Raw genomic sequence first — 22,971 nt, 5'->3', positions numbered from 1 at the left:
ACCTAATGCTGAGTTAGCATGCGTGTCCAGAAATAAGCTGGCTCATTGGGCTAAGCTAGATTAATTATTTAACTTAAATGAAAGAATGAATGAAGTATAAAAGTATAATAGCGGCTGTTGTAACAACATTATTTTTGTCTGGCTGCACAGATTGGATATACCGTATTGACGTTCCCCAAGGGAATTTCCTACAGGAAAAAAGCGTTAAACAACTGCGTGTTGAAATGACCAAAGAACAGGTTATTTATGTACTAGGACGTCCAGTAGTTCAGGATTCTTTCGACCACGATACTTGGTATTACATATACGAGATGAAGCGCGGTATGAGCAAGCGAGGTGAAGACTTTCGCAAAGAATTAATCATTCATTTTGAAGATGAAAAAGTGGCTAGCGTAACTGGTGACTTTGAGCTTTCCGAAGATTTTAATACACCGCTAGATCAATAGTTCTTCTCTAATTTATCGAATCTTTTCCCCGCCTGACATATTTAATGGAAGGTGGGAAAATCGATGATTTCTGCCATCACTGTGCTGCAATCTAATTGTTAGTTAACCTATCTTATTGATAATTCATAATATCCCACCATTACCCTAGCCCAAAACGCGATTAACGTGTTAAAACGGTGCTTCGCGATTTAAATCAACAAACCCCATCAAAATAAAGTTATTTGTGGCATAATCCTGCGCAAAATTTATATGTCTTTAATCTATAGGAATTGCCAACGTGTTAGCTACTGCCAATATCACCATCCAATTTGGTGCCAAGCCTCTTTTTGAAAATGTGTCCGTCAAATTTGGAGAGGGAAATCGTTACGGTCTTATCGGAGCTAACGGTTGCGGTAAATCCACGTTCATGAAAATTCTAGGTAATGATTTAGAGCCATCTTCAGGTAACGTTACAAAAGATCCTAATGAAAGAATTGGTAAGCTTAAACAAGATCAATTCGCCTTTGAAAAATATTCAGTAATCGATACTGTTATTATGGGCCATGAAGAGCTGTGGAAAGTCAAAGAAGAACGAGATGCGATTTATGCTAATCCGGAAATGACAGAAGAAGATGGTATCAGAGCAGCCGAACTGGAATCTGAATTTGCCGAAATGGATGGATACACTGCTGAGTCTCGCGCGGCTGAATTGCTTACCGGTGTGGGAATAGAAGAAGCTTTACATTACGGTCCAATGAGCGAAGTAGCACCAGGTTGGAAATTACGGGTGTTGTTAACCCAAGTTTTATTCGCAGACCCGGATATTATGCTGTTAGACGAACCCACCAACAACTTGGATATTGATACTATTCGTTGGTTGGAAGATACTCTTAATTCACGTAACTGTACGATGATTATTATTTCTCACGATCGTCACTTCTTAAACAGTGTTTGCACCCATATGGCTGACCTCGATTATGGTGAGTTACGACTTTTCCCTGGCAACTATGATGAGTACATGACCGCTGCTACTCAATCCAGAGAACGTTTACTGTCTGACAACGCCAAGAAAAAAGCACAAATTGCAGAGCTAAAAACCTTTGTCAGTCGCTTCTCAGCTAATGCGTCAAAATCTAAGCAAGCTACATCTCGTGCCAAGCAAATAGACAAAATCCAACTGGATGAAGTAAAACCTTCTAGTCGTCAAAATCCATTTATTCGTTTTGAACAAGATAAAAAGCTGCATCGATTAGCCCTAGAAGTAGAAGGTTTGAGTAAATCCTTTGAAACTCCCCTATTCTCTGATCTGGATTTAATGATCGAGGTAGGCGAACGGGTTGCGATCATTGGTCCCAATGGCGCAGGTAAAACAACCTTAATGCGTTGTTTATATGGAGACATTGCAGCCGACAGCGGGAATGTAAAATGGTCTGAAAACGCATCTATAGGCTATTACGCGCAAGACCACGCTCATGATTTCGAAGAAGACAAAACCTTATTAGATTGGATGTATCAGTGGGGTAAAGAAGGCGATGATGAACAGGTTATTAGAGGAACACTAGGCAGACTATTGTTTTCTCAAAAAGAAATTGATAAATCAGTTAAAGTCATATCTGGTGGTGAGCAAGGTCGAATGATTTTCGGCAAGCTTATTTTGCAGAAAAATAACGTATTACTAATGGACGAACCAACCAATCACTTAGATATGGAGTCCATAGAATCGTTAAACTTAGCCCTTGAAAACTACCCAGGCACACTGTTGTTTGTTAGCCATGACCGTGAATTTGTATCTTCATTGGCAACCCGGATTTTAGAGATTACTGAAGATGGGATAATCGACTTCAAAGGCAACTACGAAGATTATCTAAGCAGTAAAAAGCTCGTTTAAACAAACTAACTTAAATAACCTGTGGGCGGTATCAGTATGCAAAATAAAGCTAAAAACATCGGCGTTTTTGTTGATGTGCAAAATGTTTACTACACCTGCCGACAGGCTTATCAAAAACAGTTTAATTATCGCCAGCTTTGGCAACAACTTTCAGAACACGGCAATATAATTGTAGCCAACGCTTATGCGATAGCCCGCCAAGATGACCAACAAATTAAATTCCAAGATGCCCTTCGGCATATTGGTTTTGAGGTTAAACTAAAACCCTTTATTCAACGCAGTGATGGTACCGCCAAAGGTGATTGGGACGTCGGTATTACCGTTGATATGATCGACCAGTCAGCGCATTTAGACGAAGTTATTTTACTCAGTGGGGATGGCGATTTCGCGGTACTGATGGGCTACATTAAAACTAAGTTTGGCGTTTCTACACAGGTTTATAGCGTGCCTAAATTAACCGCCAAAACATTGAGTGATTGTGTCGATGTGTATCATTCAATTGAGGCTAATTCTCCGTTACTCAAATAAATAAATATCAATCACAATTAATACTGTCCAAACATACAGTAGTTTGTTATATTTAATTTCGACGGCACAAAACCTACTGAAATTTGAGGATATATTATGGCGATTATTGTGAAATATGTTGTTGAGCGAAATGGAGAAGAGAAACTTGTGACTTCAGACAAAAAAGCCGCTGACCAATATGACAAAATGCTTGATGTAGCGGATAACCTAAGTACCTACATTCAGGCTAAAGGTATTAAATTACCTAATGATGTATCTGAAGAACTCACCATCATGCTGTCTAAAAACAAAGACGTGATAGCGAAGTTATTTAAAGGTACTGATGCAGATTCAATTTTAGAGCAAGAAAAAGCAGAAGTGGTAAAAATGGATAAGAAGAAAGCGTAAGCAACACACTACCCGAAATTATCGTAAAGCCCCTAAATTATCCGAATGCTAAAAAACACGCTTACACTTTTGTGTAAGCGTTTCTTGCACTCCCTCGAAACAATGTATCCATCAAACTCTAGGTTCGGACTAAACCTGTATGCAAAAAACTATAACAATTCCGCCACTCTATCATTGAATAAATACAAGCTATAGACTAATATTTGTACACAATCATTCTGGTTTATATTCCATAGGTCAATAAGTAACTCAGAAGTGCGAAAAAACTGTATCGTGTCATTATTTTAGTATCAGTATTTGGCAAAATTGAAATTGATCAGAAGGATCTGGACTTTGAAGCTCAATAACCTGTTTATTGCCATTAGTGTAATCATTCTTTCTGTTGGATCTGTACTGTATGCTCCTCCATTTGATGCGCAACATCCTAGTTTCATCGCAGTAATACCTCCTGTACTTGCTATTTTGTTTTCATTTATTTTTCGTCAGGTTATCGTCTCGATGATTATGGGTATATGGTTTGGGGCTTGGGTAATTAATGGCGCAGATATCAATGCAGTAATTACCAGTTTATTTGACGTTCCCGCCAAGTATGCAGTATCAGTATTAGTTGATAGTGAACACATTATGTTGATCCTTTTATCTGTGTTTATTGGTGGCTTGATGGCCGTTATTTATCGCAATGGCGGAATGCTGGGATTAGTGAATATAATTTCAAAAAGGGCCAATACGCGCAAAAAAGCACAATTAAGTGCTGCGTTTATAGGCATTTTGATTTTTTTTGACGATTACTCCAACACGCTATTAACCGGTAATACGATGCGACCATTAATGGATAGATTAAGGGTATCGCGAGAGAAATTGGCTTATATCGTAGATTCAACTGCCGCGCCAATTACTTCAATTGCCGTTATTTCGTTATGGGTAGGGTTTCAAGTTGGACTCATAGAAACTGCAACAAAATCTATCACTGAATTAGAAAGTCCATTTATGCTGTTTATCCATTCGATTGCATACAGTTTTTACCCAATTTTAGCACTTCTTTTTGTTTTTATTGTCGCTTCAACAGGCAGAGATTTTGGTCCTATGTTAGAAGCAGAAAAAAGTGCGTTGAAGACACTAAATGAAGAAAATAAAATCGATAGTCCGCAAAATAGCATTAAAATCTCTTCTGCCTATAATGCAACTATTCCTATATTCGTTTTAGTTTCCAGTATGCTAACCGGGCTATATATTACCGGCGACGGTAACACGCTATTTTCGATAATAAGTTCTGCTGATCCGTTTAAATCACTTTTAATCGCTGGTTTTGTGGGCTCGATTGTTGCCATAGTCATGTCAGTTAGTCGTAAACTGATGTCCCTTAATCACGCCATAGAAACCTGGGGTGAAGGAGTCAGCTCAATTACCAGTGCTGTTATTATTCTCGTTTTAAGTTGGTCATTGGCGCAGTTAACTCAAGAGATGAACACAGCGCAATATATAATCACTCAACTAGGTGATTCAGTTTACGCGCCAGTCTTTCCGGCAATTGTGTTTGTATTGTCAGCAATCATAGCATTAGGTACAGGATCATCATGGGGAACCATGGCAATCCTAGTGCCATTAGTTATACCTTTAAGTTGGAAAATAATTAATCAAGACATAGATATTCCAGCTGCTGCTAATATGCACATATTTTATTCGTCAATATCAGCAGTTTTAGCTGGTTCAGTCTGGGGCGATCATTGCTCGCCGATTTCAGATACCACGGTCTTATCTTCTATGGCATCAAAATGCGATCATATTCAACACGTTCGCACCCAAATGCCTTATGCACTGCTTGTCGGGTTTGTCGCAGTAATGTTAGGCACCTTACCTGCTGGCTTTGGCTTCCCATGGTGGCTTGGTTTGCTCGTCGGTGCTGCATGTTTAATAGTTACAATGCGAATCATTGGTAAACGAAGCTAATCAAATTATCTGACTTATTATTCGTTTGCCTGCAAATCAATTGCAACCTTAATCCGATCTATAAATTCAAAGCGTTTCCGATTCAAATCGGCATCGCTAGCTGTTGGCCAATTACCATTGAAGGCAATCACAAGATTTCTATTTGGATCAATAAATATAGTTTGCCCAAATATACCTCGAGCAGTATAACTTCCGTCATTGAATGTCCACCATTGATACCCATAGCCTCTGTCGGGAAATCCATAGTCAACTTGTTTAATTGTCGCTTTTGCTACCCAATCATCAGGAAAAACCGACTCCCCTTCTATTTGCCCATTTTCCAACATAAACAAACCATAGCGGGCAAAATCACGTAAGCTAGCTTGAATACAACATCCTGATATTTCGTTACCATCAGAACCCAAAATCCAAGTCGCTTTTTGTGCCATCCCAAAGGGCTGCCAAATTTTTTCAGTCAAATATTCGCTAATATTACGCCCAGTTGCTCGTTCAACTAAAATACCAATTAGGTTGGTTTCCCCTGTAGAGTATTGCCATTTTTCACCCGGTGGGTAGGCTCTAGATAAACCACGCATGTAACTCACTATCGTGGGCAAGCCATCTTCTGCTTTATGATTGTTGAACATGGCTACATCTGAATTTGGATCAGTGTAATCTTCATTCCATGCAACACCAGAGGTCATGGTAAGTAATTGTTCAATGGTTACATTATCGTAAACAGAGTCTTTTAAGCCGGTAACATATTCAGAAACATTGTCGTTAAGACTGCTTATGTGGCCTTCTTTTATGGCAATACCAACAAGACTTGAAGTGAATGATTTAGCCATTGAAAAGCTAGTCCACCTGGAGTCAGCTGAATGTCCGAGACCATATTTTTCAAACCTGATTTTGCCTTTATGCAGTATTAAACCACCAGCTAAACGCTGCTCCTCAAAAAAACCATCGATATCTTCATTTAGTATCAATTCCTCGCCGATAGGCAACTCTTTTACTTTGCTACTTGGCAGCATTTCGCGAGACTTAACGAGAAGAGAAAACTGATCCATAACTTGGAAAGCAGCATCACGCTGACTTTGACTCCAAAAAAGAACATCAAGAGCTTCAGGTGGATCTAAAATAAGCGAACGCCATTTAGGACCAACCCACCACCACCCTAAGGCGGAAAAAATCAACAATGCTGTTAGCGCACGACCCATCCATTTCAACGTTTTATTCATATTATTTTCTTTCCATGATTATCTAAATACGTACACAAGCTAATATTTTTAAATTTTAACACCTTGATAGTTTTATCATTATTCCTGTAACTGGGCAAACGCACGTACCAAAAAGGTCAGCGCCTTCCACATAACGAAGAAATGGAGAATCAAGATAGGTTCCGGTATTTGAACACATATCAATTTTACCTATTTGAAATATGGTGCCCTCTTCATAGTATGACGTAGATGCTTCTCGGCTCAGATAGTCACAAATTATAGGGCAGGTAACCCCTTGTACGTGACCAATCCATCTTCGACGGTATGACTGAGATCTATTAATTTGCTCATTTTATCGTCTCTCTTCATTATTTTTTTGTAAAAACCAAAAAAGCCAGTTGGGTCAGCAACTGGCTTAAAGAATTAACGTATAAAGAGCACTAGATATAAACTATTTACCACTTTTCAAATGGTCTGCTACTAAAAATGCCATTTCTAACACTTGGTCAGCATTCAAACGCGGATCACATTGGGTTTTATAAGCCTGGGCAAGATCGTCATCACTGATTTGATACGCGCCACCAGTACATTCCGTCACATGCTGGCCAGTCATTTCTAAATGAATACCACCTGGATGTGTACCTTCAGCACGATGAGCAGCAAAGAACTGCTGAATTTCGCTTAAGATGTCATCAAAGTTTCTAGTTTTATAACCACTAGATGCTTTTTTGGTATTGCCATGCATTGGATCTGAACTCCACACGACTTTTCGTCCTTCCGCTTTTACTCGGCGCAGTAATTTTGGCAAATTTTGCTCAAGCTTATCTGCACCCATGCGCGTAATGAACGTCAAACGGCCAGCGCTATTATCTGGGTTCAAGGTGTCGATTAATCTCATCAATTCGTCTTCTTGAATTGTTGGACCAATTTTAACCCCAATAGGATTATGTATGCCGCGGAAGAACTCAATATGGGCGTGATCCAATTGACGGGTACGCTCACCAATCCACACCATGTGTGCAGAGCAGTTGTAAGGTTTACCTGTCAATGTATCAATGCGGGTTAACGCTTGTTCGTAATTTAGTAGCAAGGCTTCATGGGAAGTAAATAAATTAGTTTCATGCAAAGTTGCGTTATTCACATGATTAATACCAATCACATCCATAAATTCCAATGCATCTTGCAAGCGGTTGGTGACGTCTTGATAACGATCACGTAACGGATTGTTCTCAAGAAAGGTCATATTCCAACGATTCACCTGATGCAAATCCGCTAAACCACCTTGGGCAAATGCGCGCAATAAGTTTAAGGTTGAAGCGCCTCTATGGTATGCCTCTAACATCCGATTAGGATCAGGCATTCTAGACTGCTCAGTAAATTCAAAGCTATTGATGATATCACCACGATAACTCGGTAAAGAAACACCATTAATCGTTTCTAAATCAGAGGAGCGTGGCTTTGCATACTGCCCTGCCATTCTCGCAACTTTTGTTACTGGGCATTTTCCGGCAAAGGTTAAAACAATTGCCATTTGCAGAATAACTTTAAAGGTATCTCTTATTTTAGGCGCATTAAATTCGTCGAAAGATTCCGCACAATCACCACCCTGTAGTAAGAAACCTTTGCCTTCGGCTACATCACCAAGTTGTTTGTATAGTTGCCTTGTTTCTTCAGCAAAAACCAGCGGAGGATAACTATGTAGTTTGCTCTCAACTTCTTTTAATAAAGCTTGATCTTGATAAGTAGGTTGTTGCTGGATAGGTTTAGATCTCCAGCTATCCGGTTGCCATTGGCTCACACGCATTCCTTAAATACAGTCAAAAAAAGCAGGCTATACCTGCTAAATAAAAATTACGGGGAAATTACCCTAAAACGCCTTTATAGTACAATGTCAATACGCGCTAATCTATTCAACTATGGACTATAACATCGATTTAAATTGTCATAGACAATATAGACAATGAGATGGGAATAAATTCAAACGTACTTACGATTGTTAATCATCTAGAACAATCAGAGCAGATATATGCTCGATAAGACCATCGGCTGATGCCTCGATTAAATCAAGAACATACTCAAAGCCTTTCTTACCGCCATAATAAGGATCTGGGATTTCCTGTTCCTCTAACCCAGAAAAAGACATAAACAACTTTATTTTATCTTGATACTCTTCTGGGCATTCACTTTGCAAACCACGAAGATTCATTTCATCCATGGCGATCAGAATATCGAAGTCACTAAAATCTTGTTTGGTGATTTTGCGACAATTTATCCCTGAAAAATCATAACCTCGGGCTTCCCCCACGGCAACAGAACGCTCATCGGGTTCCGCGCCAGTATGATATCCTTGGGTTCCCGCTGAATCTATTTTCAACAGCAAACCTTTTTCATGGGCTTTTTTCCTAAATACTGCTTCTGCGCTAGGAGAACGACAAATATTGCCCAAACATACAAACAATACAGAGCGAATTGTTACAGCCATTCGAGTTGTTTCCTATTCCTGATTCTCTTATGCTTAAGAGTCTATTCTATCTAGCTAAAAAAGCGCGTCTAGCGTTAAATTCATTTCAAAGGAAAAAAATGTCAGAAAAACGTGTACTCATGTTGAGCAGTTCAAAAGTTGGCAATGAAGAATACCTAGCTAACCCCAGAAAAATGATATTGCCGTTTTTAGATAAGGTTAAAACTGCGATTTTCATCCCCTATGCAGGCGTCACTATGTCATGGGATGACTACACTGAAAAAGTGCAACAGGCGTTACCAGAGATACGTATTACTGGTATCCACACATTGCCAAATGCAGCCGATGCAATCAATAACGCCCAAGCAATTATTGTCGGTGGAGGCAATACCTTTAACTTGCTTTATCAATTGCAGAGCAATGACATAATAAAAAGTATCCAAAATAAAGTGAATTCTGGTACCCCTTATATCGGTTGGAGTGCAGGTTCAAATATTTGTGGTTTGAGTATTAAAACCACGAACGACATGCCAATCATTCAGCCTGAATCATTTTCTGCTTTAGCCTTTGTTCCGGTACAAATTAATCCCCATTATAGCGATTATCAGCCACCTGGTCACAATGGTGAAACAAGGGCTCAACGGATTGCTGAATTTTGTGTATTGAACCCAGACACCCATGTAATTGGGATAAGAGAAGGAAGTGGTTTGCTGCTCCAGGGCGATACATTTACGCTAATTGGTGAACTCGACGGTGTTATCTTTAAAGGGAATCAACAACAAACCATAGCTGCTAATACAGCTCTAAATAACTTATTGAAATAACCTATCAATCGACAAATACTCTGCAGCTTGTTCGGTGTTTTTTAGCTTAGGCACAACACCGAGACAAGGTGCGGGGATCAATTGCTTTAAGCTCTCAATATTGTCCTGTAAATACAACATCTGCTCATCAATCTGATTAGCTACCCAACCGATAACCTCTAGACCATCAGCGCAGATAGCTTGATAGGTGAGTAATGCGTGATTCAAACAGCCCAACTTCATACCAACCACCAACACCACAGGTATTTTTTGTTGGATCGCAAAATCTGATAAGAATGCCCCTTCGCCTAATGGCAAACGCCACCCACCCGCTCCTTCGGTTAGCAGTAAATCAGCATTTGCAGAGAGTAAATCTGTATAGGCTGAGGTTATTTGTTGTAAATCGAGGGTCACTCCCATGCGCTGAGCGGCTAAATGGGGTGCGACAGGATCAGCAAACGCGATGGGATTAATTTTTTCATAGGGTAATTGCAATGTGCTAACACGCTGCAGGGCCACTGCATCATCGTTTCTAAGACCTTCCGCGGTTTCAAAACAGCCGGCAGAAACCGGTTTAAAACCTATGGTGGAAAGCCCTCTTTTTGCCGCAAGCTGCAAAATGGCTGAGCCAATAACGGTTTTTCCTGCATCGGTATCAGTACCTGCAATAAAAATAGAGTTGATCATATATCTTTGCTCAAAATCAAAAAACTAACTTGGTAAGACAAGGGTAACTGGTCTTCAACGGCAAAACGTTGCTTATAAATCCGTTCAAATTCAGCTAAAGACTGTCGACTCAGTTTTGAGTGGTTACCGGTTTGAGGCACAACATTTGCGCCAATATGGCGAATACTATTTAACACGCTAATCGCGTTAGGGTGCCAGGTAGTATAGGTTTTTTGCTGCTCAAGCACTTTAAACCCGCACTGTTGTGCTGCTTTTACCAATTCGCGATGGGGAATGAATTGGTTGACTCTAGGGACTGAATCGATTTCCCCCCAAGTTACCTGTAATTCTGACATCGAACCTTCGCTCAGCAACGCTAAGACGGCGCGGCCATCATCGGTTAAGACCCGATTCGCCTCCGCTAAACTCTGCTGAATTGGCGTACACCACTGTAATGCCATACAAGAAAAAATCGAATCAAAAGACTTATCTGGAAATGGCAAAGATTCCGCGTCTGCTATGTGGAAGTCAATGAATCCTTTAATGTCGTCAGTTGGATTAAGTTTTTTCGCCTGCTCAATCATGCCCGCTGCTAAGTCTATGCCGCAGACATGTTGAAATTTGTCCACCAGCATTCGGGTTAAACGAGCGGTCCCACAACCAATATCCAACAATTTTCCGAGTGTATTAGCTTGCACCAACTGAATTGCATCAAAACCAATATCTAATTGCACTTGTGCGACATCATCATAACGATATGCTGATTGACTAAACTGGTAGGCTATTCTGCGCTTTTTATCCACAACGGTGTCAATCATGGGTTAATACCTGATAACGCTTAAGCACTATTACTAAAGCATCAACAAATGCATCTATGTCAGTGTGTTTATGACTGGCTGATAAGGTAATTCGTAGCCTGTCAGTTCCCTTAGGAACAGTGGGATAACGTATGGCTGTGACCCAAAGCCCAAGCTGCTTCAAATCCTCACTAATTTTCACACACTTAACTGGGTCGCCAATAACAATAGGTTGGATGGCAGTTTGTGAATCAGTTATCGGCACACCCGTTTGCAAGCATAACTGTCTAAACTGAGCAATTCGTTGGGTTAACGTTCGCTGCTTGACACCATCCGCTAACGATTGAAAACTCGCATAGGTTGCCATCGCCATAGCAGGAGGCATTGCGGTGCTATATACATAATGCTTGGCAAAGTTAACCAAGTAGTCGATAAGCACTTGCGAGCCTGCGACAAAAGCACCAGAGGTGCCAATTCCTTTGCCAAAAGTCCCCATTAATATCGGCACCTGAGATTGACTTAGATTCAATTGTTCAGCGCTGCCTAAGCCGGTTTTACCCAATACTCCCATGCCATGCGCATCATCTACCATTAACCAAGCATCATATTGCTGAGCCACTTTGTGCAGTTCATCTAAACGTCCCAAATCACCGTCCATACTAAATACCCCTTCGGTGGCAATAAGGTAATCCTGAATGTTAGCTTGAGACTGTTGCTGTGCTTGTCGGTTACTCGAAGCGAATAACGTTGTCAGATGATCAATATCATTATGCCGAAAGCGCTTGTATGTGCCGTCACAATGTTTTGCCGCTTCCACAAATGATGCATGCATTAACTTATCCGACAAAATACACAAATTCGGGTTTGCTAATGCCTGACAAATAGCTTGGTTGGCGGCAAAGCCAGAATTAAATAATAAAGCGGCTTCACGCTTTAAACCACTGGCCAAAAACTCTTCCAATTGCTGATGCGCACGAGTATGGCCGGTAACAAGTGGCGAAGCCCCACTGCCCACACCATAGCTGGAAATGCCTTCCACCCAAGCCTGCATAACAGCAATATCTTGACGTTGTCCTAGATAGTCATTGCCGGAGAAACTCAAAAAGTGCTGCCCATCAACCTCAATCATTGTGCCAGCAGAAGAATCGATTATCCGCCGTTGACGCAACAAACCTTCACGTTTACGTGCATTCAGAGCCGCTTGTAAATAAGCAAAAGCCACTGACTAATTAGTCGTCTCAGGCACAGCGACGACAGGTTTACTGGCATCGTAGAATAATTCATTTCCAGCTTGCTCTGACTCACCCGCCTGAATCTCTTCCATTAAAGCGGCTTCATGGGCTTCATCAGAATACTCACGGGTTTGTTTAGAGTTGATTCCCAATTTTTTGAATAGCATGACATCTTCATGGGTCTCTGGATTAGAGGTGGTTAACAATTTACAACCGTAAAAAATTGAATTTGCGCCAGCCATAAAACACATGGCTTGCATTTGTTCATTCATAGCCTCACGCCCCGCCGACAAACGAACAAAAGACTTAGGCATTAAAATACGGGCGACAGCAATAGTACGAATAAATTCGAAAGAATCTAAATCTTCCACATCATCCAATGGTGTACCTTTTACTTTCACCAACATATTGATCGGCACACTTTCTGGGTGATGTTCTAAATTGGCCAATTGCATCAACAAACCAGAGCGGTCATCGGCCTCTTCACCCATGCCGACGATACCACCAGAACAGACATGCATACCGGCATCACGCACATTTTGCAGTGTATCTAAACGATCTTGATAGGTACGGGTTGTAATGATATCACCATAATATTCGGGTGACGTATCCAAGTTGTGATTGTAATAATCTAATCCAGCTTGCTTTAGTGCTATCGCCTGATCACGGGTTAACATACCCAAGGTCATACAAGTCTCTAGGCCAAGCTTTTTAACTTCTTTGACCATTTCCAAAACATATGGCATATCACGCTCTTTTGGATTTCTCCAAGCCGCCCCCATACAAAAACGCGTTGACCCTGTTGCCACAGCCTCTTTGGCCCGCTGAATAACTTTTTCAATTTCCAAAAGGCGTTCTTTTTCTAGGCCAGTATCGTAACGCGCACTTTGCGGGCAATATTTGCAGTCTTCCGGACAAGCCCCAGTTTTAATCGACAATAATGTGCTGACCTGCACATAATTAGGATCAAAATGTTGGCGATGAATACATTGGGCCTGGAAAAGCAAATCATTAAAAGGCATAGCGAATAATGCATTCACTTCGTCTAATGTCCAGTCGTGTCTTATCTGTGCTGCACCTGAAAAATCTGCTGGGAACGCCATATTTGGTCCTTTACTATCGAATTATGTTGGCTTAGTCTAAGGCCGACTTAAACATTGTCAACTCTTACCAGATACTTTGATTTACAAGTGAGTATTATTTGAACAAATCTAACCTAACTGATATCGAATTTGACCAAAAACATATTTGGCATCCATACACATCTGCGATTAACCCTCTTCCTTGTTATGAAGTTGAATCAGCAGAAGGGGTTTTCCTGAAACTGAAAGATGGCGAACGTTTAGTCGATGGCATGTCATCTTGGTGGGCAACCATTCATGGCTACAATCATCCAGAGCTAAATAAAGCGGCCAATAAACAGTTAGAAAAAATGTCTCATGTGATGTTTGGCGGAATCACTCATAAACCCGCTATCGATCTTTGCAGAACACTAGTGGATATTACACCTGAAGGCTTGGAGCGTGTGTTTTTAGCTGATTCTGGCTCAGTTTCGGTAGAAGTCGCAATGAAAATGGCATTGCAATATTGGGCGTGCCAAGGTGCTCCAGAGAAACACCGTTTTATATCCCCTCGCAATGGTTACCATGGTGATACCTTTGCGGCTATGTCGGTATGTGACCCGGTAAACGGTATGCACAGTTTATTTAACCAAGTGTTATCTTCACAAATATTTGCCCCAGCACCACAAACTCAATTTGATCAAACTTGGAATGAAGATGATATCGGACCCCTTGAGGATTTGATTCTTACCCACAAAAACGAAGTCGCAGCACTTATTATCGAACCAATAGTGCAAGGAGCCGGAGGTATGCGCATATACCACCCAGAATATCTTCATCGTTGTCGACAGTTATGTGACGAACACAACATTTTGTTAATTTGTGATGAGATTGCTACAGGGTTTGGTAGAACAGGTAAACTGTTTGCGTGCGAACATGCTGGTATAAGTCCAGATATCATGTGCGTAGGCAAAGCGTTAACCGGTGGTTATATGACACTTGCAGCAACGCTTTGCACAGAAGATGTTGCATTAGGGGTCTGTGCGTCTGAACCGGGCGTGTTTATGCACGGCCCTACGTACATGGGTAATCCGTTAGCTTGCGCGGTAGCTAATGCCAGTTTGGCTTTGTTGGCACAGAATAAGTGGCAAGCACAAGTCGAAAGAATTGAAAAACAACTGCAACATCAGTTGTTCCCCTTAAAAGACCATGTTGCTGTAGAAGACGTCAGAGTATTGGGCGCAATTGGTGTCGTTGAATGTAAAAAAGCAGTAAACGTTGCTGAGTTACAACGTGTTTTTGTTGATAACGGCGTTTGGATCCGACCATTTGGAAAACTCATTTACATTATGCCGCCGTTTATTATTAATCAGCAACAACTCACTCAACTGACCGCCGCTATTGCGATCAGTTTACAGACACTCAATTAGTGATATTTCAAAGATCAGATAAGATCCAAACTAATACCACTACGCTGATTGCCAATAAAATAACTACGTTTATACCAAAATAGTCATTTCGGCGGCGAGTTCTATATCGCCGCATGAAAAGTACAAACAGACTCATGAATGTGCATAGGCAAAGTAACATAATTAGATAAAGACTAAGAGACATAGCCCAATCTTGTCGACCAGATACTCCCCAATATTCTTGCACGCCAGATATCAATTCTGGCCGTGCATAATGGAAAACTATCAAAGAAGCGACAAATATCACCCAAGCAACAATATTCAATCCCAATACAATTTGGTAAAATTTATCGCGGCTTCGAGGCGTTTTTCGGCGGTTTTCGCCCTGCCAAGGGAATTGTTCAGACATATTCTCTATTTAGCGCCTATTTTTACTTGAGTCTGTCATTTAGCTAAGTAAGATTACACACCTTATTTATGCGACAGATTCTAGTGACATTTTAATTATCCAGCTTTAGTTACTGTAGAGCATTAATTTGGTTTCATCTAGGTTATTGTTTATCCTAGTCGTTTGTCTTATTTTAGTTTGTAATCAAAAATTTGCAGGTTAACCCTGCTGTAGTGGAGAATATCAATGGCGCATGCCCCAGTGGTTGACGTGTTAACTGGCAAGTACCCAATCGGGGAACAAGTAGTTTTAAAGGGATGGGTGAGAACCCGCAGAGATTCTAAAGCAGGATTATCTTTTATCAATTTGCATGATGGAAGTTGCTTTGACGCTATTCAGGTTATTGCACTGAATACAATGCAAAATTACAGCGATATCCAGCGTCTCACTACAGGTTGCTCAGTTGCAGTTACTGGCGAAGTGAAAGAATCACAAGGTAAAGGTCAGTCGTTAGAAATAGAAGCGACCCAAGTTGACATCTTAGGTTGGGTTGAAAACCCAGACACTTACCCAATGTCAGCAAAACGCCATAGTATTGAATACCTACGGGAACATGCGCACTTGCGTGCTAGAACCAATGTCATTGGTGCGGTAACCCGTGTTCGCAATTGTTTATCTCAAGCTATCCATCGCTTTTTCCACGAAAAAGGCTATTTTTGGATCAGCACTCCCATATTAACTGCCAGTGATACTGAAGGGGCTGGTGAGATGTTCAGGGTTTCGACCTTAGATATGATGAACATCCCTAAAACCGAACAAGGTGAAGTCGATTATTCACAAGATTTTTTCGGAAAAGAAACCTACTTAACAGTATCAGGTCAATTGAACGTTGAAACCTACTGTACAGCAATGTCCAAAGTGTACACTTTTGGGCCGACCTTTAGAGCTGAGAATTCAAACACAAGCCGCCACTTAGCGGAATTTTGGATGATCGAACCAGAAGTCGCCTTCGCAGAATTGTCTGACGTAGCGCAACTTGCCGAAGATCTTTTAAAATATGTGTTTAAAGCGGTATTGGAAGAACGTGCCGATGATATGGCTTTCTTTGCGCAGCATATCAATAAAGACGTTAAAGATAGAATGGAAAAAGTGATCGCCCAAGATTTCGTCAGAATGGATTACACCGATGCCATTGAAATACTCAAAAACTGCGGTAAAAAATTCGAATTCCCAGTTGATTGGGGTGTGGACCTGTCGTCAGAACATGAGCGTTACCTTGCAGAAGAGCATGTAGGTGCGCCGATTATTATGCAGAACTATCCAAAAGATATTAAAGCATTTTATATGCGCATTAATGACGATGGCAAAACAGTGGCAGCAATGGATGTATTGGCCCCGGGTATTGGTGAAATCATCGGCGGCTCTCAACGTGAAGAACGCCTAGACGTATTTGACCAACGACTTGAAGAAATGGGACTGGATAAAGAAGACTACGCTTGGTACCGAGACTTGCGTCGCTATGGCACAGTTCCACATTCTGGATTCGGCTTAGGCTTCGAACGCCTAGTTGCTTATGTCACAGGTATGCAGAATATTCGTGACGTAATCCCCTTCCCTCGCTCGCCAGGTAATGCAAATTATTAATCGATAAAGTTTATTTACTTTTCTCGCAGACAAAAGCCATCTTAAAGATGGCTTTTTTTACTTATTTTTCCTAAAAAACAACTACATTTAGTGATAACGTTAGCCTTACCCACAACTAAGAAGTACGACTATGTCAAAAATACAAAAACACATGTTCGAGCAAGTTCGTACTTCTGTTCTGTTAAAACAAGCCTGCAAAAGTGCACTTGAATACCAGACAGATACAGATGAAAAAGCAATCTATCCAAGCAATAAGGATTTGGATCTGCTCAGCGCATTTGATGGCGACTTACCGGAAAATATTGGCGACGCAAACGCGCTGTTAAATTTACTCGCCAATCAAGGGGCACAAAATACAGTACGTTACTCAAATGGTCGTTATTATGGTTTTGTTAATGGTTCGGCACTGCCCATAGGTTTGGCGGCAAAATGGTTAGCTGATGTTTGGGATCAAAATGCAGCGCTATTTGTCATGTCACCAATAGCGGCAAAATTAGAGAGCGTTTGCCAACAATGGTTACAACAACTATTTCAACTACCAGAAAATACTGTGGCAGGGCTAGTTGGAGGGACTTCAGTTGCCAGTTTATGCGGTTTGGCGGCTGCCCGTTATCGTCAATTAACGCATTTAGGATGGGACATTGCACAACACGGACTTTTTGCAGCGCCTGCCCTTCGCATCATTTTAGCTAAACAAACCCACGGAACTGTGGTGAAAATGTTGAATCTATTAGGATTTGGTCAACAGCAAATTGAATGGGTTGAATGTGATGAACAAGGTCGCATGCGCGTTGATGCGATTCCTCCGCTTGATCATAGTTGTATTCTCGTTTTACAAGCTGGAAACGTTTGTAGCGGGGCTTTCGATGACTTCCAAACCATCATTCCTAAAGCCCAAGCCGCTAAAGCCTGGGTGCATGTTGATGGCGCTTTCGGTTTATGGGCGGCAGCATCCGCAAAGTTTAATGAACTAACCAAAGGCGTTAATCTGGCGAATTCATGGTCTGTTGATGGTCACAAAACCTTAAATGCGCCCTACGATTGTGGAATTATTTTATGTGCAGATCCCAAAGCGTTAACGCAGGCTCTGCATCAACAAGGTTCCTATATACAAACCAGTGAAAACCGCGACAATATGATTTTTACACCTGACATGTCTAGGCGTGCCCGTGGAATAGAATTATGGGCATGTTTGGCTTATTTGGGTAAAAACGGTATTGCAGAACTTGTTGAGTTATTACATCAACATGCCGTCTACTTCGCCAAAAATATCCGAATTGCGGGTTTTAAAGTACTTAACGATGTTGTATTTAATCAAGTTATAATCTGCGCTGATTCAGATGAAATTACGGTTAATACACTCAAAGCAATTCAAAACTCTGGTGTAACCTGGTGTGGTGGCGCGACATGGATGGGCCGAAAGGTGATTAGAATTAGTATATGCTCTTGGGCAACCACAGAGACTGAAATAGATAAAAGTATCGCGGTATTTTCTGAATGTTTGGATAAACACATACAACTGGCTAACGGTGTTTATAAATGAGTCAACACTTATCCGATCCTATCCACAGCGGGCAAACGGTCTGCCAACAATGTGATACATCAGTAGAAATACCTCGTTTAGCTCATCGCCAGAAAGCAAAATGCCCATGTTGTGGGCACGTATTGACGCAACACCTCGCAAGGGCCAATCAAAGAATAATCATGTTCGCCCTTAGCGCTTTAATTTTTTTACTGTTATCAATGCCATTTAACTTTCTTGGATTTAGCAGCAACGGGCAAAATCATGCAATTGGGATCATTTCCGGCTTAGAGGTATTAATCGTCAATGATTATATGTTTTTAGCGGTGATCCAATTGCTGTCTATTATCATCGTCCCCGCCATAGTATTGCTGGGTTTACTGCTAGTCGTTGTGCCATTGCCTGTAAATAAAAATCCAGCCACTTCAAAGACTATCTTAAATATCGTTTACGCCCTCATTCCATGGAGCATGGCAGAGATATTTTTGATTGGAGTACTCGTAAGTTTAATCAAAATCAGTTCTTTTGCAGATATCAGTATTGGCCTATCATTTTATGCTTACATCGGTTTCACCTTATGCATGGTAGCCACATTGTTATCCATGGATAAACACCAACTTTATATCAACGCCACCCAAACCCAACACCGCCGTAAAAGACTTCCGAAGTCCGAAAGTATACAGCGTACTTGGGCGTTATTACTGACCTCGATATTGTTATATATTCCAGCTAACACTTTACCTATTATGCACACGGTATTTTTAGGTACCGATGAACCCAGCACCATACTGGGTGGGGTCATCTCCATGTGGCAGAACAAGTCGTATCCAATTGCGTTGGTCATTTTTATTGCCAGTATAGTTGTGCCCATAGGTAAGTTGGTAATATTAATCTGGCTTAACTATTGTGCGCAAAACGGTACAATCAAAAAACAAAACACCCGTATATTTTGGTACCGATTAACAGAGTTTATAGGTCGGTGGTCAATGGTTGATATATTCGCCGTTGCGATTTTGGTTAGTCTCATTCAACTAGGTAATACCATGAGTGTATTTCCTGGTCCTGCTGCAATGGCATTTTGTGGTGTGGTGATATTAACAATGCTAGCAGCGATGACTTTCGATCCTAGATTAATTTGGAGCAATTCGGACGCACAAGATGATAGACAATAAAAACCAACAAGTAAGCGCGCAAGAAGCAGATGTAGAGTCTAGTCGAATAATCTCAAAATTTTGGCTGATTCCATTAGTCGCCCTGTCTATTGGAATGTGGATGGTGTATCACCAGTGGGCAAATCAAGGCCCGTTAATTAACATTGAGTTTGTTTCAGCCTCTGGTATTGAAGCAGATCAAACAAAGATAAAAACCAAAGATGTCGAAATTGGTGTGGTTAAAAAGGTAGAACTAAAACCCGATTTAAGTGGCGTAATTGTAACCGCAAGAATGAGCCCAAGTGCCGAAATGCTGCTTGGAAAAGATAGTAAGTTTTGGCTGGTGAGGCCCCGTGTCTCTCTTAATGGTGTTTCTGGATTAACCACCCTATTTTCCGGCCCTTACATTACTTTGGAACCAAGCACCGAGGGCGAACTGTCTACTGAATTTATCGCATTTGAAAATCCCCCTGCCACAGCAGCTGGCACACCAGGATTACAGATAACCTTAAATAGTGACGAAGAACTATCCTTTAAAGCCGGTGATCCGATTATTTATAAAGGATTGAAAGTCGGTGAATTTGAAGACATGCATTTTGATGTAGATAGACGCATAGTTTCTTACAATGCCTTTATCCAAGCGCCTTACCACAAACTTATCACTGAAAATACCAAGTTTTGGAATGCCAGCGGTATGAGTCTTGATCTTGCCGCCAATGGGATAGAAATAAAAACAGGAAGTATCGAAACCATTCTCACTAACGGTGTCACATTTGGCATTCCTGAGGGTATGTCAACGGGCAAGCTAGTCACAACACAAGCGTCATTTGAAATATATAAAGACTATAAAAGCGCTTCAAACAAAAGATATAAACTGGGGGTTAATTTTGTATTGATGATCAAAGATAGTATTCGCGGATTAACTGTCGGCGCACCTGTAGAATACCGAGGTTTGCAAATTGGTAAAGTGATTGAAATTAACCTACCAGGCGCAGCGCAGAGTAAATTACTTGATGATGAATTTGCGATTCCAGTCCTGATCAACATCCAGCCAAGCAGAATGCAGCAACCCGATGACCACACGGGTGTAGAGATTGTTAGAACACAAACATTACGTGGAATAGAACAAGGTCTTAGAGCATCCCTTAAAATTGGTAATATTGTGACCGGCGGCTTGTACGTTGATTTACAGCATTATGAGGATGCTGAACCGGAACCTCTGAGTAAGTTTCTTGGCTACAATGTGATTCCTACAACATCAGGGGAATTTGCGCAAATCACTCAAAAAGTAAGTGGTGTTTTAGACAATATAAATGCCATTCCTTTTGCCCAAATGTCTGAAGATGCGAGTCAACTAATGCAAACCTTTAATGCCACAGCTGAGGCATTAAAAGAGACCGTTGACACCCTCGATAGCCTGCTGGTTGACGTGAAGGACCAACAAACAAGTCAGAATATTAATCAAGCTGCCGAATCGCTAACTAGCTTACTCAAAGATTACTCTGCAGGGTCTAGAACTAATCAAGAATTAATTTCGACAATGCAAAGGTTTCAAACGACCTTGCAGCAACTCACTCCATTATTGCAACAACTCAACCAAAAACCGAATAGTTTAATATTCAGCGACGCTACGCAGCCAGAAGTTGAACCCAAAGCGCAATCTTTAAATCAGGAAACCGACAATGACTAAGCCAACCTTTTACCTATTCGGGCTGACTCTGCTGCTAGCGGGTTGTGCGAGTGAAGTGAACACAAATGTGCACTATTATCTACTCGATAACGCAGCCTCTATTTCAATGCCAGATGATATTGCACAGCGCCCTACTACAGTAGCAATTCAGACTATTGAGTTGGCCGACTACCTCAAACAAGCCAGTTTGAATATGCAAATGGATAATCATCAAGTGTTCTACTCTAAACAACATTATTGGGCGCAACCATTACAAACGAGCATTCGTAATTCATTACTAAATGATCTCAATAAAACGTCGAAAACAGCCTACTTTGTTGATCCACAATTAGTTAATTTCAAACAAGCAGACTTAATATTAGGGTTAAAAATAAACCACTTTCTGCCTACATATGAATCAAAAGTGGTGTTAGCTGGACAGTATTGGATATATAATGATCAAAGCAACAGAAATTTAACTGACTCAATATATAACTTTAAGTACGAACTACCACTGGCAGAAAATGGTTATGGACATGCGGTGGGCAAACTACGAAATTTACTAGAACAGTTAAGCAAAGATATCGTAATAAACATGGAAAACGTTGAAATCTAATGATCAGAAAAATGACCAAGTGGATGCTGGCTTATCTTTATTTGGGTGTTGTTGGCGATAGAAATAGCGAATCTAATCAACAAATATTTGTCTCCAATCTTTTCTCCTGCATTGGCTATAGCCTCACTCTTGTTTTAGGTATTTCCGCCGCTTTCGGTGGCGAAACGGTGTTATCCATCTCTCTTTTTTCAGCCTGTTTTTTATTCTTTTTAAGTCACCAAATCCATCGTTTTAAACGAATCAAAAATACCTACAAAATATCTACCCGCATTATTTTTATATGTTTGTTATTTTTAATGCTTTATTTAGTTTACACCGGTGGCCATGCCAACACTGGACCATTATGGATTTATATTCTGCCTCCTGTAGCTTTCTTTTTTGGCGGTTTGCGTAAAGGCTTAGCCAACATTGGCCTATTTGTTATTTTGATTAGCATCATGTTGTTCTATCCAGGCGAAGTTTTATTAAATACATCCTACACCCACGAATTTAAGTCACGTTTAATTTATTCCTTTTTAACGGTTACTTTATTATTTGGCTTCTACGAATTTTCACGGCAAAAATTCATTACTTTTATGCAAAAATTAAGTGACCAATTCGAACAACAAGCAATGCAAGATCCCCTTACGTTGTTACCAAACCGCAGGGCCATGAAAGATTATTTAGAACACGAATACAATCGTGCACAGCGCAGTAAAGTCAATATGTCGTTATTACTGTGCGACATTGATCACTTTAAAAATGTAAATGACCTCCACGGCCACGATGGTGGAGATTACGTACTACAAAACTTATCGGCGCTATTTACCTCAACGTTGCGTAAACAAGACAAGATATCTCGATGGGGAGGAGAAGAGTTTTTATTCCTTTTGCCAGAAACCAGCGAATCTGATGCACACTTTTTAGCAGAAAAAATACGCAAGAAAGTAGCTAATCATATTTTCAAATATGCTGGCAAAGAATTTAGTATTACCTTGAGTATCGGTGTTAAAGAAGTAACCAAGAATATAAGCGTAGATAAAGCTATCACAGCTGCGGATAAGTTTTTGTATCAAGCTAAAGAAGAAGGACGTAACCGCACCATGCCTAAAGTCGCCCACACCCATGCAGATAAAGCCACTTCTTTCTAGACCATCATAAAAAGGCTCTAGCAGTTTAACTAAACACATTTTTCAACCACT

The 22,971-nt window shown here is 40.8% G+C and carries 21 protein-coding genes; 13 read left to right on the top strand and 8 right to left on the bottom strand.

Annotated elements, in window-relative coordinates; translation table 11 throughout:
- Positions 1-89 precede the first annotated feature (89 nt).
- The 5 genes from Q4567_RS12970 (at position 90) to Q4567_RS12950 (ending at position 5,175) form a co-directional block, all read left to right on the top strand.
- Entirely contained in the window at positions 90-446 is a 357-nt protein-coding gene (locus Q4567_RS12970) for an outer membrane protein assembly factor BamE (RefSeq protein WP_303500653.1), read from the top strand.
- 277 nt (positions 447-723) lie between these two features.
- Positions 724-2,313 (top strand): ABC-F family ATPase, encoded by a 1,590-nt coding sequence (locus Q4567_RS12965; protein ID WP_303500651.1) that lies wholly within the window; start codon positions 724-726, stop codon positions 2,311-2,313.
- 36 nt (positions 2,314-2,349) lie between these two features.
- Positions 2,350-2,841: an NYN domain-containing protein gene (locus tag Q4567_RS12960; RefSeq protein WP_303500649.1), complete on the top strand. Its 492-nt coding sequence runs from the start codon at positions 2,350-2,352 to the stop codon at positions 2,839-2,841.
- 96 nt (positions 2,842-2,937) lie between these two features.
- The gene (locus Q4567_RS12955) at positions 2,938-3,228 is read left to right on the top strand and encodes a YebG family protein (RefSeq protein WP_216048428.1); all 291 of its coding nucleotides are present in this window, start codon (positions 2,938-2,940) and stop codon (positions 3,226-3,228) included.
- A 333-nt stretch (positions 3,229-3,561) separates the two neighbouring features.
- Positions 3,562-5,175 (top strand): Na+/H+ antiporter NhaC family protein, encoded by a 1,614-nt coding sequence (locus tag Q4567_RS12950; protein WP_303500647.1) that lies wholly within the window; start codon positions 3,562-3,564, stop codon positions 5,173-5,175.
- A gap of 17 nt (positions 5,176-5,192) precedes the next feature.
- Here Q4567_RS12950 and Q4567_RS12945 read toward each other — a convergent pair whose 3' ends face one another.
- From Q4567_RS12945 to Q4567_RS12935, 3 genes are all read right to left on the bottom strand, one after another.
- The gene (locus tag Q4567_RS12945) at positions 5,193-6,392 is read right to left on the bottom strand and encodes a serine hydrolase (RefSeq protein WP_303500646.1); all 1,200 of its coding nucleotides are present in this window, start codon (positions 6,390-6,392) and stop codon (positions 5,193-5,195) included.
- Positions 6,393-6,822: 430 nt separating this feature from the next.
- Positions 6,823-8,169: a class II 3-deoxy-7-phosphoheptulonate synthase gene (locus tag Q4567_RS12940; RefSeq protein ID WP_216048425.1), complete on the bottom strand. Its 1,347-nt coding sequence runs from the start codon at positions 8,167-8,169 to the stop codon at positions 6,823-6,825.
- Between the two features lie 198 nt (positions 8,170-8,367).
- Positions 8,368-8,853, bottom strand: coding sequence for a low molecular weight protein-tyrosine-phosphatase (locus Q4567_RS12935; RefSeq protein ID WP_216048424.1), 486 nt, complete (start codon positions 8,851-8,853; stop codon positions 8,368-8,370).
- 98 nt (positions 8,854-8,951) lie between these two features.
- Between Q4567_RS12935 and pepE the strand changes: the two genes are divergently transcribed.
- Positions 8,952-9,656 carry a dipeptidase PepE gene (gene pepE / locus Q4567_RS12930; protein ID WP_216048423.1) on the top strand — a complete coding sequence of 235 codons (705 nt, stop codon included), beginning with the start codon at positions 8,952-8,954 and terminating at the stop codon, positions 9,654-9,656.
- On the opposite strand, the gene bioD is transcribed toward pepE, so the two are convergent.
- The 4 genes from bioD to bioB are packed head-to-tail and all read right to left on the bottom strand — an operon-like array spanning position 9,645 to position 13,433.
- Positions 9,645-10,322: a dethiobiotin synthase gene (gene bioD, locus Q4567_RS12925; RefSeq protein WP_303500644.1), complete on the bottom strand. Its 678-nt coding sequence runs from the start codon at positions 10,320-10,322 to the stop codon at positions 9,645-9,647. The genes pepE and bioD overlap by 12 nt on opposite strands.
- Positions 10,319-11,119 (bottom strand): methyltransferase domain-containing protein, encoded by an 801-nt coding sequence (locus Q4567_RS12920; protein WP_216048421.1) that lies wholly within the window; start codon positions 11,117-11,119, stop codon positions 10,319-10,321. The genes bioD and Q4567_RS12920 overlap by 4 nt, the downstream gene beginning before the upstream one ends.
- A complete protein-coding gene (locus Q4567_RS12915) occupies positions 11,112-12,320 on the bottom strand; it encodes an 8-amino-7-oxononanoate synthase (RefSeq protein ID WP_216048420.1) in 1,209 nt (402 codons plus the stop codon). Before Q4567_RS12915 ends, Q4567_RS12920 begins: the two co-directional genes overlap by 8 nt.
- Positions 12,321-12,323: 3 nt before the next feature.
- Positions 12,324-13,433, bottom strand: coding sequence for a biotin synthase BioB (gene bioB / locus Q4567_RS12910; protein WP_216048419.1), 1,110 nt, complete (start codon positions 13,431-13,433; stop codon positions 12,324-12,326).
- Between the two features lie 98 nt (positions 13,434-13,531).
- Here bioB and bioA point away from each other — a divergent pair, with 98 nt between their 5' ends.
- On the top strand, positions 13,532-14,821 hold the full coding sequence (gene bioA / locus Q4567_RS12905; protein WP_216048418.1) for an adenosylmethionine--8-amino-7-oxononanoate transaminase: 1,290 nt from the start codon (positions 13,532-13,534) through the stop codon (positions 14,819-14,821).
- Positions 14,822-14,828: 7 nt separating this feature from the next.
- Here the strand turns inward: bioA and Q4567_RS12900 are convergent, their stop codons facing one another.
- A complete protein-coding gene (locus Q4567_RS12900) occupies positions 14,829-15,209 on the bottom strand; it encodes a hypothetical protein (protein WP_216048417.1) in 381 nt (126 codons plus the stop codon).
- A gap of 225 nt (positions 15,210-15,434) precedes the next feature.
- Between Q4567_RS12900 and asnS the strand changes: the two genes are divergently transcribed.
- The 6 genes from asnS (at position 15,435) to Q4567_RS12870 (ending at position 22,920) form a co-directional block, all read left to right on the top strand.
- Positions 15,435-16,832, top strand: coding sequence for an asparagine--tRNA ligase (gene asnS, locus Q4567_RS12895; protein WP_216048416.1), 1,398 nt, complete (start codon positions 15,435-15,437; stop codon positions 16,830-16,832).
- A gap of 130 nt (positions 16,833-16,962) precedes the next feature.
- Positions 16,963-18,375 (top strand): aminotransferase class V-fold PLP-dependent enzyme, encoded by a 1,413-nt coding sequence (locus Q4567_RS12890; RefSeq protein ID WP_303500641.1) that lies wholly within the window; start codon positions 16,963-16,965, stop codon positions 18,373-18,375.
- Positions 18,372-19,526 carry a paraquat-inducible protein A gene (locus Q4567_RS12885; RefSeq protein ID WP_216048414.1) on the top strand — a complete coding sequence of 385 codons (1,155 nt, stop codon included), beginning with the start codon at positions 18,372-18,374 and terminating at the stop codon, positions 19,524-19,526. The genes Q4567_RS12890 and Q4567_RS12885 overlap by 4 nt, the downstream gene beginning before the upstream one ends.
- The gene (gene pqiB / locus Q4567_RS12880; protein WP_216048413.1) at positions 19,513-21,195 is read left to right on the top strand and encodes an intermembrane transport protein PqiB; all 1,683 of its coding nucleotides are present in this window, start codon (positions 19,513-19,515) and stop codon (positions 21,193-21,195) included. The genes Q4567_RS12885 and pqiB overlap by 14 nt, the downstream gene beginning before the upstream one ends.
- Complete coding sequence (locus tag Q4567_RS12875) at positions 21,188-21,790, top strand: membrane integrity-associated transporter subunit PqiC (RefSeq protein WP_303500638.1); 603 nt, start codon at positions 21,188-21,190, stop codon at positions 21,788-21,790. Before pqiB ends, Q4567_RS12875 begins: the two co-directional genes overlap by 8 nt.
- Positions 21,790-22,920, top strand: coding sequence for a GGDEF domain-containing protein (locus Q4567_RS12870; protein ID WP_303500637.1), 1,131 nt, complete (start codon positions 21,790-21,792; stop codon positions 22,918-22,920). Before Q4567_RS12875 ends, Q4567_RS12870 begins: the two co-directional genes overlap by 1 nt.
- Positions 22,921-22,971 lie beyond the last annotated feature (51 nt).

This window comes from Aliiglaciecola sp. 2_MG-2023, assembly GCF_030548145.1.
GTDB lineage: Bacteria > Pseudomonadota > Gammaproteobacteria > Enterobacterales > Alteromonadaceae > Aliiglaciecola > Aliiglaciecola lipolytica_A.
This window is presented reverse-complemented; position numbering and strand designations above follow the sequence as displayed.

What these genes read in the sequence shown, in the direction of transcription:
- Q4567_RS12970 (WP_303500653.1), top strand. Translation starts at nt 90, where the DNA reads ATGAAGTATAAAAGTATAATAGCGGCTGTTGTAACAACATTATTTTTG.
- Q4567_RS12960 (WP_303500649.1), top strand. Translation starts at nt 2,350, where the DNA reads ATGCAAAATAAAGCTAAAAACATCGGCGTTTTTGTTGATGTGCAAAAT.
- Q4567_RS12955 (WP_216048428.1), top strand. Translation starts at nt 2,938, where the DNA reads ATGGCGATTATTGTGAAATATGTTGTTGAGCGAAATGGAGAAGAGAAA.
- Q4567_RS12945 (WP_303500646.1), bottom strand. Translation starts at nt 6,392, where the DNA reads ATGAATAAAACGTTGAAATGGATGGGTCGTGCGCTAACAGCATTGTTG.
- Q4567_RS12935 (WP_216048424.1), bottom strand. Translation starts at nt 8,853, where the DNA reads ATGGCTGTAACAATTCGCTCTGTATTGTTTGTATGTTTGGGCAATATT.
- pepE (WP_216048423.1), top strand. Translation starts at nt 8,952, where the DNA reads ATGTCAGAAAAACGTGTACTCATGTTGAGCAGTTCAAAAGTTGGCAAT.
- bioD (WP_303500644.1), bottom strand. Translation starts at nt 10,322, where the DNA reads ATGATCAACTCTATTTTTATTGCAGGTACTGATACCGATGCAGGAAAA.
- Q4567_RS12920 (WP_216048421.1), bottom strand. Translation starts at nt 11,119, where the DNA reads ATGATTGACACCGTTGTGGATAAAAAGCGCAGAATAGCCTACCAGTTT.
- bioB (WP_216048419.1), bottom strand. Translation starts at nt 13,433, where the DNA reads ATGGCGTTCCCAGCAGATTTTTCAGGTGCAGCACAGATAAGACACGAC.
- Q4567_RS12900 (WP_216048417.1), bottom strand. Translation starts at nt 15,209, where the DNA reads ATGTCTGAACAATTCCCTTGGCAGGGCGAAAACCGCCGAAAAACGCCT.
- asnS (WP_216048416.1), top strand. Translation starts at nt 15,435, where the DNA reads ATGGCGCATGCCCCAGTGGTTGACGTGTTAACTGGCAAGTACCCAATC.
- Q4567_RS12890 (WP_303500641.1), top strand. Translation starts at nt 16,963, where the DNA reads ATGTCAAAAATACAAAAACACATGTTCGAGCAAGTTCGTACTTCTGTT.
- Q4567_RS12885 (WP_216048414.1), top strand. Translation starts at nt 18,372, where the DNA reads ATGAGTCAACACTTATCCGATCCTATCCACAGCGGGCAAACGGTCTGC.
- pqiB (WP_216048413.1), top strand. Translation starts at nt 19,513, where the DNA reads ATGATAGACAATAAAAACCAACAAGTAAGCGCGCAAGAAGCAGATGTA.
- Q4567_RS12875 (WP_303500638.1), top strand. Translation starts at nt 21,188, where the DNA reads ATGACTAAGCCAACCTTTTACCTATTCGGGCTGACTCTGCTGCTAGCG.
- Q4567_RS12870 (WP_303500637.1), top strand. Translation starts at nt 21,790, where the DNA reads ATGATCAGAAAAATGACCAAGTGGATGCTGGCTTATCTTTATTTGGGT.